This window comes from Actinocorallia aurea, assembly GCF_054783995.1.
Genome location: NZ_BAAGPQ010000038.1, coordinates 248,432 through 248,987, shown reverse-complemented (window position 1 = coordinate 248,987; position 556 = coordinate 248,432). Strand labels below are relative to the sequence as shown.

The window sequence follows — 556 nt, the reverse complement described above, 5'->3', positions numbered from 1 at the left end:
CGCTCCATCTCACCCACGTCGACCAGCACCCGGACCAGGCTGCTCAACGCCCACGCTTCCTCCCAGGGTTTGGTGATGGTGCGTGTGAGGGTCTCGGCTTCAGTGGCGATCAGCAGAGCCCGCTCCATCTCACCCACGTCAGCCAGTGCCCGGACCAGCCTGCTCAGCGCCGACGCTTGCTCTCTGGGGTCGGTGATGGTGCGTGCGAGGGTCTCGGCTTCAGTGGCGATCAGCAGAGCCCGGCCCATCTCACCCGCATCGACCAGCGACCCGACCAGCCCGCTCAGCGCCGACGCTTGTTGCCTGGGGTCGGTGATGGTGCGTGCGAGGGTCTCGGCCCGGCCTATCTCACCTGCGTTGGCTAGCGCCCGGACCAGGCTGCTCAACGCCGACGCTTGTCGCCTGGGGTCGGTAATGGTGCATGCGAGGGTCTCGGCCCGGCCCATCTCACCCACGTCAGCCAGTGCCCGGACCAGCCTGCTCAGCGCCCATGCTTGCTCTCTGGGGTCGGTGATGGTGCGTGCGAGGGTCTCGGCCCGGCCTATCTCACCTGCGT

1 protein-coding gene is annotated in these 556 nt (G+C 68.0%); it reads right to left on the bottom strand.

What is annotated here, in order from left to right; all coding sequences use genetic code 11:
* On the bottom strand, nucleotides 1–386 hold a 386-nt coding region (locus tag ACYVOM_RS39540), incomplete at its 3' end, for a hypothetical protein (RefSeq protein WP_460308757.1).
* Nucleotides 387–556 lie beyond the last annotated feature (170 nt).